At 65.5% G+C, this 8467-nt stretch carries 8 protein-coding genes; 1 reads left to right on the forward strand and 7 read right to left on the reverse strand.

From position 1 onward, the window contains the following. Window positions 1-18: 18 nt before the first annotated feature. Complete coding sequence (locus GF405_06045; GenBank protein ID MBD3367718.1) at window positions 19-2505, forward strand: leucine--tRNA ligase; 2487 nt, start codon at window positions 19-21, stop codon at window positions 2503-2505. Between the two features lie 401 nt (window positions 2506-2906). Here GF405_06045 and GF405_06050 read toward each other — a convergent pair whose 3' ends face one another. The 7 genes from GF405_06050 to GF405_06080 form a co-directional block, all read right to left on the reverse strand. Next, window positions 2907-3914, reverse strand: coding sequence for a tetratricopeptide repeat protein (locus tag GF405_06050; GenBank protein ID MBD3367719.1), 1008 nt, complete (start codon window positions 3912-3914; stop codon window positions 2907-2909). Then, window positions 3883-4512 carry a hypothetical protein gene (locus GF405_06055; protein ID MBD3367720.1) on the reverse strand — a complete coding sequence of 210 codons (630 nt, stop codon included), beginning with the start codon at window positions 4510-4512 and terminating at the stop codon, window positions 3883-3885. The genes GF405_06050 and GF405_06055 overlap by 32 nt, the downstream gene beginning before the upstream one ends. Before the next feature lie 161 nt (window positions 4513-4673). Then, window positions 4674-5336 (reverse strand): hypothetical protein, encoded by a 663-nt coding sequence (locus tag GF405_06060; GenBank protein MBD3367721.1) that lies wholly within the window; start codon window positions 5334-5336, stop codon window positions 4674-4676. A 183-nt stretch (window positions 5337-5519) separates the two neighbouring features. After that, window positions 5520-6185 carry a hypothetical protein gene (locus tag GF405_06065; protein MBD3367722.1) on the reverse strand — a complete coding sequence of 222 codons (666 nt, stop codon included), beginning with the start codon at window positions 6183-6185 and terminating at the stop codon, window positions 5520-5522. A 448-nt stretch (window positions 6186-6633) separates the two neighbouring features. Beyond that, entirely contained in the window at window positions 6634-6834 is a 201-nt protein-coding gene (locus GF405_06070; GenBank protein MBD3367723.1) for a cytosolic protein, read from the reverse strand. 120 nt (window positions 6835-6954) lie between these two features. Further along, window positions 6955-7236 (reverse strand): hypothetical protein, encoded by a 282-nt coding sequence (locus GF405_06075; GenBank protein ID MBD3367724.1) that lies wholly within the window; start codon window positions 7234-7236, stop codon window positions 6955-6957. 23 nt (window positions 7237-7259) lie between these two features. After that, window positions 7260-7454, reverse strand: coding sequence for a DUF1858 domain-containing protein (locus GF405_06080; GenBank protein MBD3367725.1), 195 nt, complete (start codon window positions 7452-7454; stop codon window positions 7260-7262). Between the last annotated feature and the right edge of the window lie 1013 nt (window positions 7455-8467).

Consider the following 8467-nt stretch of genomic DNA (forward strand, 5'->3'; position numbering starts at 1 on the left):
GACACAGGGGAAGGAACCATGGCACGGTATCCATTCAAGGACATTGAGCCGAAGTGGCAGGCCCGGTGGGAGGAATCCGGCCTCTTCGAGTGTCCGACCGACGCGGAGGACCGCTTCTACTGTCTCGTGATGTACCCGTACCCGTCGGGTGATCTGCACGTGGGCCACGGCAGGAACTACATCATCGGGGACGCCCTGGCGCGCTACCGGATGATGACGGGCAGGAACGTGCTGACGCCTATGGGTTGGGACTCGTTCGGTCTGCCGGCCGAGAACGCGGCCATCGACAGGGGCGTCCAGCCGGCGCTCTGGACCGAGAAGAACATCGAGAAGATGAAGGAGCAGTTCCGTGCCTGGGGCATCGGCTACGACTGGCGTCGCGAGATCGCGTCGCATCGGCCCGACTTCTACCGCTGGACCCAGTGGATCTTCAACCGGCTTTACGAACGTGGTCTGGCGTACCGCAAGGCCGCGCCGGTGAACTGGTGCCCCTCGTGCGCGACGGTCCTGGCGAACGAGCAGGTTCTGCAGGGCTGCTGTGAGCGATGCGAGAGCGAGGTCGGCGTCAGGGACATCGAGCAGTGGTTCTTCCGGACGACGGCGTACGCCGACGAGCTCCTCGAGGGGCTCGACCGGCTCGACGGCTGGCCCGAGCGCGTCAAGACGATGCAGAGAAACTGGATCGGCCGGAGCGAGGGGGTGGAGATCGACTTCACCGTGGCCGGGTCCGGGGAGAAGCTGCCGTGCTTCACGACTCGCGTCGACACGGTCTTCGGGGTCACCTATATGGTGATGGCGGCGGAACATCCGCTGCTCCACTCGCTGGTCCACGGCACCGAGCAGGAGAAGGCGGTTCTGGATTTCGTCGAGCGCGTGCGCGGTCAGAGCGCCATCGAGCGCGGAGCGGCCGACGCACCCAAGGAGGGCGTCTGGACCGGACGCCACGTCGTCAATCCGGCGACGGGCGCCGAGGTTCCGCTGTGGGTGGCGAACTACGTCCTGATGGAGTACGGAACCGGGGCGGTCATGGCCGTCCCCGCGCACGATCAGCGCGACTTCGAGTTCGCGCACGAGTACGGGCTTTCGGTCCGCGTCGTGATCGACAGGCCGGGGGACGGGCTCTCGGCCGATACGATGGGGGAGGCCTACGTCGAGGACGGCGTCATGGTCAACTCGGGACCGTTCGACGGGACGCCGAACCGCGAGGCGATGGAGCGGATCGCCGACTGGATGGATGAGAAGGGCATCGGTCGGCGGACCGTCAGCTATCGACTCCGCGACTGGCTCGTCTCCCGTCAGCGCTACTGGGGCACGCCGATCCCCGTCGTCTACTGCGACCAGTGCGGCGTCACGCCGGTGCCGGACGGCGATCTTCCCGTCCTCCTGCCTGAGGATGTGACCTTCAGCGGCAAGGGCGAGTCCCCGCTGGCCACGTCGCCGACGTTCGTCGAGACGACGTGCCCGGCGTGCGGCGGTCCCGGAAGACGCGAGACCGACACGATCGACACCTTCATCGACTCCAGCTGGTACCTGCTGCGCTACATCTCGCCGGACGAGACGTCGGCGCCCTTCGTCTCGGCCGACGTCAACCGGTGGCTTCCGGTCGACCAGTATATCGGCGGGGTCGAGCACGCGTGCGGTCACCTGATCTTCGTCCGGTTCATGACCAAGGCTCTTCACGGCATGGGCATGGTCGACTTCGACGAGCCGATCGAGCGCCTGTTCACGCAGGGCATGATCTACAAGGACGGCATCAAGATGTCGAAGTCGAAGGGCAACGTCGTCGCGCCCGACGAGCTCATCGAGCACTACGGCGCCGACACGGAGCGGCTCTACACGTTGTTCATCGGGCCGCCGGACCGCGACGCCGAGTGGAGCGACTCAGCCGTCGAGGGAGCACACCGGTTCCTCAACCGCGTCTGGGATCTGGCGCAGGAATGGCCGTTCACTGCGGATGCGGCGGGGGAGACGGCGGAGCGTCTGTCCGGCGACCTCCCGGAGCACATCGATGCACTTCACAGGAAGACCCATCAGACGATCCGGAAGGTGACGGCCGATTTCCAGCGCTTCCACTTTAATACGGCCGTTGCCTCTATCATGGAGCTCACGAACGCGGTCCGCAGTTTCATCGAGGACCTTGACGAGCCTGACGAAACTGAGCGCGCCGCGATCCGCGAGGCCGTGTACCATGTCGTCGTGCTGCTCGCGCCCATGGTGCCGCATTTCTCCGAGGAGCTCTGGGAGCGCGCGGGCGGATCGTCGTCCATCTTCGCGGCCGCATGGCCGTCGTACGACGAGGAGGCCGCACGGGAGGACGTCGTGACGATCGCGGTGCAGGTGAACGGCAAGCTCCGCGGCGAGGTCGACGCGCCGCGCGGCGCCGACGAGGACACCGTCGTCACCCTGGCGCGCGAGAACGAACGCGTCGCGAAGCACCTCGAGGACCGAACGGTGCGCCGTATCATCCACGTGCCTGACCGGCTCGTGAACTTCGTCATCGGCTGACGCCGGAGCGTGCACCGGGAAACGAACGAGGGGCGCGTCCCATGCGAGGGGCGCGCCCCGTTTCGTTTGCCACGGCTGCGATCAGGGGGATGAGCCTGGCCGCTCCGGAAGCACAGGAAGAACGATGGGGGCCCGGTCGCCGCCGGTTCGCAGTCGCTTCATTCAATAGGTTTACATAATATGTATTATGCGACTATGTTGAGAAGCCCTCGAGTGTCGAGAGCGTATCCCGAGGGACGTGCCTGGCGGCACGAGGAAAGCGGCCCGGCCCCCTCAGCAGCGCCTCCCCCGGCTTGTGCGGTGATGCTGTGAAAGAGGCGGCCCGGAAACGGGCCGCCTGCGTGGATGATGAGAACCGGGATGGCGTTGTCTGGTCGCGTCGTGCGACGAGCGCGTGCGGCTCAGGCGCCGGCGATCGCGTTGGCCTCGGCCAGGATCATCCGGGCCTCCCCGACGGCGCGCGTTTCGGGGAATTCGTCGATGATGCGGCGCGCGGTGTCGGCGACGCGGTCCCACTGGCCGTCGGCGCGGTACGTGTGCATGGCCTCGACGAGATAGCGGGCCTGCACGGGCGGCAGAGCGGCCGATTCGCGCGCGAGCTGCTCGTAGAGCGCGGCCGCCGCGGCGAAGTCGTTCCGTTCCTCGAGCACGGCCGCCTTGCCCTCGAGGGCGATCGTCCTGAGGGTGCCGTTGGCGCGGCTGCGGGCCAGGTAGTCCTCGAAGCGGTCGAGGGCCTGCTGGTAATCGCCCTGATGGTAGTGGACCGTCCCGAGATAGCAGGTCGCGGCCTGGGCGCTGCGCGTGCCCGGGTACTGCGTGATGACCTCGTTCAGAAGCGTCGAGGCCTGTCCATAGAGCCCCGAGTTGAGCGTCTGCGTCGCCGTCACGAGGGCGGCGTTGGCCTCGAGCTCGGTCGCCCGGCGGGACCGGATGACCATGCCGACGACGAAGACGACGACGAGCACCGCCACGGCGCCGATGAGGACCTTGTTGAGGTGGTCCTCGACGAAACGAGCGCTCTTCGAGACCGACTCGACGAGCGCGTCGTGCTTGAGGTCCTTCTTCGAGATGCGCTTCCTGCGTCCCACACGGCCCTCCGCATGTCCACGTTGTCCCTGGCGAGGGTCCCTCACGGGACCCCCTCCCCCGGCACCTCTTCGAACGAGCAGTCTAGCATGGGGTGAGCGCGAAGTCAACGGAGCTGCAACAGCGTGACGGATCCCGACACACCACCGCCCCCCCGCGCGTCCGCAGAACCCCGATGGCCCGGTACAGCCTGTCCGCGGACGGGGACCGTGCACCTGACGTTCAACGCCCACTGCATGACGTTTGCAAGCGCCAGTCCCCGCCGGGATGAGGTTCAGATGGGCTTCAGCGTCAAGCCAGCGTGTCCCCGGTGATCTGAACATAGCGGCTGTCGAGCATACGCTTCAGGAGCTCCCAGTTGACGTTTTTGAGGTCCCAAGCCTGAGGTCCCACGAGCTCTTTGAGTCTGTCGAGGCCCCAGAGGTACGATGCCTTCATGTAGTCAGGGTTCCCTGTACGGACCAGTTGAACATAGAGCAGGGCAGTATCACCGGAATCAGGGTTGTCGTAGTCCACGATGTCGAGGTAGACCCCACGCTGCTCGTCCCGAGCATAGGCGACACCGCCGCGTACTTCCACGGTGACGGGGACAACGAATCCGTGAGAGGCGAGAACATCGAAGACGTCAGACTGCATTCGCTTGAAGCGCTCATGGAGCTGCCGATAGAGGAACGAACCTTCAGGGGTGGGAAAGACGTCGCTGATCTCCCAGTCCGCTTCGATCTGGAGGTGCTGATACGCGACGACGCGGCGCTCACCGTCGGGAAACTCCACCCGGGCCCCAACGCCGTCGCTGCTCTCGTCGAACGGAACGTCGATCTCCAGCACGTGGACGGGCTCATACCCCTTGTCATTCTCAGCCCAAGCGTACTCGCCCGGGTCCACGGTCGGCTCGTACTGGGCTCCGTCAGATGTCAACACGGTCGAGCTCCTTTCTTAGTCGTCGATCCAGCCACTGACAGTGAATCCCTGATCTTCGGCGGACTCCCGCTTGGGTGCAGGTGTCGGCGTCCCACAAAGAAGACCCCGCCCGTGAGGGCGGGGCCTCTCCTGTCACATCCTGCGTGCCGGAATCGACGGCTCTAGCGATAGAGAGCCTTGATGCCGGACCAGGTCTTGTCTTCGACGGGGCTCTGCCCGCACGGGAACGTCACCGTTGCGTCGCAGGAGGTCTCGACGCAGACGTTGTCGATCCAGTAGTCGCCGCGCGTGCCGCCCGAGCCCGAGTAGAGACGCGCCTCGATGACGAGCGCATCACGCGTGCCGCCGTCCGAGTCGAACGTCCACGTGTGCTCGAGGAAGTCCCAGCCTGTTCCGGCGGTGTAGTCGTAGTTGCCGCTGGCGGAGCCGGCGTAGCTGTTGACGTCACCGGACTGCGCATAGTGCGCCCAGATGCGGAGCGAGGGGCTCGCAACCGGCGTGTCGTCGTAGCCGTAGAAGCTGGCCGTGACGATGTCGCCGTCGGTCAGGCCCTCGATGAAGGCGATGTAGGCCTGCGGCGTCCCGCCGATCGGCTCCTCGGCGACGTGCAGGTAGAAGTCACCCTCGTAGGCGCCGGGGCACGAGTACGTGCCGCCGTTGCTGTCGTCGCCCGTCTGCATCCCGCTTACGTTCGTTTCATCGACCAGGTTGCCGTAGGAACCGAGGATCGTGCCGCCGTCTTCCCAACCGTAGCAGCACGACACCTGCGCGGCGGCCGGAACCGCAACGAGCGAGAGCACTGCAAGCAGAATCAGATAGCGCATCCAATCTCCCTTCTGCCCTTTCCGGGCACTGCGTTCTCACCGCAAGCGGCCCTTGCGCTCGGGCCGACTCTAACTAGCCCAATTATACCATACGGCAAGAGCATCGTCAATATCCAAGAACGGGGGCCGACCCCGGCCAGGGGCCGGCCCTCGCCGTGATGCTTTTCGTTCTGTCAGGCTCCTCTAGCGGTACAGCCCCTTGATGCTCGACCAGGTGCCGTCCTCGACGGGCGACGTCGGAGTCGGGAAGACGATCACGGCACTCTCAGGAGCCGTCACACAGACGTCATCAATGAAGAAGTCCGTGTGGTCATCGCTCGTCGAGGGCGAGCTGTAGAGCCGCGCCTCGATGACGAGGGCGTCGCGCGTGCCGCCGTCCGAGTCGAAGGTCCAGGTGTGCGAGACCTGGTTCCAGCCGCTGTCGTCCGTGTAGGTGCTGTTTCCGCCGGCCGAGCCCTCGTAGCTGTTGATGTCGCTCGAGAGAGCGTAGTGCCCCCAGATCCGGAGCGACGGGCTCGAGGACGTGATGTCGTAGCCGTAGAAGCTCGCGTCGATGACGTCCCCGTCGGTCAGACCGGTGATCCAGGCAACGTAGGCCTGGGGGGTGCCGTCGTGTGGGTCTTCTGCGACGTGGAGGTAGTACGTCCCGGAGTTCGGGCCGGGGCACGTGAAGGAGGTGCCGGCATACTCACCGGCCTGCGGACCGGAGACGTTCGTCGGATCGACGAGGTTACCGTACGAACCGAGAATCGTGCCGCCGTCCTCCCACCCGTAGCAGAGCGTCTGCTGGGCGAAGGCCGCCGGAGCGATGAACAGAACCGCAAGAGCGATAGCAAAGAGCTTCTTCATCAGGGGTCTCCTTCGTTCAGGGGATGATGCTGCTTCATACGATCGAGTGCCACTGCCCCATCTGGCAGGCTCCGTGTGGAACGCTGGCGCGGCGTTCCTCCGGTCCCTTTCGTACTCCGTCACCTCCCTCCGCGTTCCGACCGGCCTGTGAGGCCCTGTCGACGATACCGCTTCGGGATACATGTCCCCGAAACGGGCCCGAATCCGCACAAATCGTGGATGAGAGTACCACAACCTCCGTCGCGTAATCAAGCCTGTGACGTTAAGTGTTGATGCGATTGCGTGTTAGGAATGTGTGAAGACCGGCCGTCACTCATTCGGGCGTCGGAGGTGAAGTCGCCGGCGCCACCTCGTGCCCTGTCCCATCCGGCCGCAGTGCCCTTCCCTAGCAGGTCAGATGAAGGTCCGCGACGACCCCTCCCCCGGCCGCGCGGCGTCGTGTGGCATGTCAGCTGTTCTCCTTGACAAAGCGCGAGAACGACCGGTCGTAGGACGACTCAACGTCATCGGAAAAGCAACAGGCCGGCAGCTCACGCATCCTCAGATGGTAGCTCAGGCACTCGCAGCAGAGCCCCTTCCTCGGACAGGGGTCGTAGGTGCAGTTGCAGCTCTCGAGGTTCCTTCCCTTCCGGTCGCAGTCTCGTGCCATGCTGACTCCCTCCACGGGCCTCATCGCGCGGTTCTGGTCCGGCCACGGCTCCCCTTCATGCGAAACGCCCGGCCGGGCAGCCGCCGGCCGGGCGTCGGTCGAACATCTCATCGCGGGCGCTCAGACCGTGCTGCGGTGTCTGTCCTTGAGCTCGCCGGTCTTGCCCCGGTTCCATCCGCTGACCTTGGAGAAGTAGCCGGTCACGCGGGTGACGTGGTCCACGTTCCGCCCCTGTGAGCAGGCGGCGGTGATCGTGTCGAGCGTGTTCTTCTCGACCGCTTCGAACGTGCAGCGCGTCATCGTCTGATACGCGTCGTTCCGGATGACGAGCGCCCCGTCCTCGGTCTGGTAGTCCCAGCCCTCGTGCGAGTCCAGCCAGCCCTTCAGTTCCTCGATCTGCATGGCGCCTCCCCTCGCTCACACCCTCACGCACCTGCCTCATCGCCGGTCGTCGCCTGGTTCAGGTCGGTCATGAGCGCGTCGACGTCGATCCCGTGCGCGGCAGCGCCCTCGGCGATCGACTCGAACGCTGCGACCGCGCACCCGATGCAGTGGAGTCCGTGCTTCATGAAGACGGGCACCGTCTCGGGGTGCTTCCTGACGACATCGCCGATCGGCATGTCCTTCGTGATCCTCTGTTCTGTCATATCCTGCTCCTGTCGCGTGTCTCTTGTGATCCGTGAGCGTCATCTTAGGGGCCGTCTCCCCCGGGATGCAAGGGGAAAGAGCATCCCCGATGCGGCCGTCGTTGCTCAGAGTCTCCTATGATGCGAGTACCGGCGTCCGGTCGCACCGTCTACCCCAGAAACTCCTCGTCGGCGAGGCGCCGTCTGAGGCGTCTCCTGAGCACGAGGTCGAGGACCCACGCCGCGACCACGAGGCCGACGAGAACGAAGGCGCCCGCCATGGGTATTCTGCGGAACGCCTTCTGGATGCCGATGACGACGCCCATGGCCATGGCGAGGAGAGCGACGATCCCCAACTGACGCAGCTGACGCGCCTTCTCGACCGACTGGGAGAGCGGGAGGTGCGGTGCCGTGAACCCGATGAGCGAGAACGTGACCAGCGACAGCACGCAGGTGACGATGACGAATGCAGCGGCGCTCACGAGCGGCATGGCGAACGAGAGCAGCACAAAGAGCCCTGAGAAGAACGGGACCAGGTATCTCCAGATGACGACCTTCCTGGCTCCGACCACGAGCTCCGACCGGTCGGTCACCGGTGCGGCGTAGAAGAGCCAACTCGCCTTCCACTGGTCGGTCTGGGTCATCGCGGACGCAAAGAAGAAGCTGATGAACACGCAGTAGAGTCCCAGGATGTTCATGACATTCAGGCCTGCGCCGTCCGGGGCCGGCAGGAGCGGGTCGTGCAGCGCCCCCGTGATGAGGCCGAACAGATAGGCCGCCAGCGGCAGACCGAACGCCGGATACACGCGGGAGCGGAGCTTTCTCTCGCGCGCCAGGTACGAGGCCATGAGCTCGTAGCCGGCCCGCTCCCCGTCGTTGGAGCAGACCAGCTTCCCGAGGGGGAACCGGGACGTCCCTCGCTTCCTTCTGGAGTCCGGAACCTCGCTCGGCGCCGCGGACGCGAGCTCAGCGAGCCGGCCCGCGTAGCCGAGCGAGATCGTCGAGAG

Source organism: Candidatus Effluviviaceae Genus V sp. (genome assembly GCA_014728125.1).
Taxonomy (GTDB): domain Bacteria; phylum Joyebacterota; class Joyebacteria; order Joyebacterales; family Joyebacteraceae; genus WJMD01.